Below are 1,147 nucleotides of genomic sequence, written 5' to 3'. Positions count from 1 at the left end.
AACGATATGGACCGAAGAACCAAAGTGCACCCGCATCTAAGTTAAACATAGTTTCAGCAGTTTCGTGTTCACGGAGATCTTTGGTATCAAAGTTCTTAAAGCTGGTCGCATACGAATATGTATAGATGCGCTGCAGTTTTGGGGTGATACCAAAAGAAAGATGCTGATTCATAAAGTTGGTGTACTTGGCAAGAGACACCCCTGCCTCCGCTACGCCAATCGAAACACCTTGAACATAGCTGTCTGTTAGTGGATCGACACCTGATGTATCAACATTAGGTTGAACAAATGACTCTGTGTAGAGTTTTCCGTAGACAGTTGCTGATAAGAATTTATTTGGAATACCAACGGCAACGACACCACCTAAGTCAAAATCCATTTTTTTGCCGTCAATAGCATCCATGGATTTTTTGATCTCATCAACATCGGTCAGCTTACTAATGCGCTCGATTTCGTCAATAAGATCATATTGATCGTCATAACTTATACCGAAACTTGGAATGATCATACCCGCGTCGTCATTGCGGCGGTAGATTGCAGTCAACGCAGGGTTGAAAAATGGAGCGGTCAGATAAGAGGCAGAAACGGTACCAACACCACCCATTGCATCGCTACGTGCTTCAATAGCATAAGTCGCAGCAGAAGCGACATTCGCAAATAGTGATGCTGTAATGGTGGTGGCTAAAATTTTGAATTGGGTTTTCATACTACACTTGTGTTTTTAGTTCTTCCTGAACTTATATCGGCACAAATGTTATTTCTTTAATTATTCTTCCGGAGAAAGATCATAAGTACGGCTGATTGTTTGAGCTTGCTCAACAATTATGTCCCCTTGCCAACGTCTACTGTTGATACTTACCGCTAAAACATATCTATCGTTTGGTACACCAGCTAATTCAAGTGAGTTTGGGTAAGAAGATTCGTAGGTTTTCTTCCACATCTGCTCATACTGGCCATCCACATAGTCGTATAGACCGACCTCTAATTGAGGTAATGGGCAATGAGGATTGCGAAGTGCACTCTTTTCTACTTTCCAGTGCTCTTTTGATGTCCAGCGAACATATTGGGAGGAGTTTGAGTCTCCGAGTATCACCCAAGTTCGGTAAACTTGTTTATCTTTAGATACAACGGACAAGTGATACAAACC

Annotated in this window: 2 protein-coding genes; both read right to left on the bottom strand. The window is 41.9% G+C overall.

The window, feature by feature from the left end; all coding sequences use genetic code 11:
- The coding region (locus R7O12_RS26125) for a conjugal transfer protein TraF (protein WP_180799797.1) at positions 1 to 706 on the bottom strand (706 nt) is incomplete at its 3' end.
- Between the two features lie 60 nt (positions 707 to 766).
- Positions 767 to 1,147, bottom strand: a 381-nt coding sequence (locus R7O12_RS26120; RefSeq protein ID WP_318126961.1) for a DUF2861 family protein, incomplete at its 5' end; no start/stop codon positions are given.

This window comes from Vibrio sp. Vb1574 (genome assembly GCF_033338675.1).
Note: the sequence above shows the minus strand (reverse complement) of the source record. Positions and strands in the feature narration are given on the sequence as shown.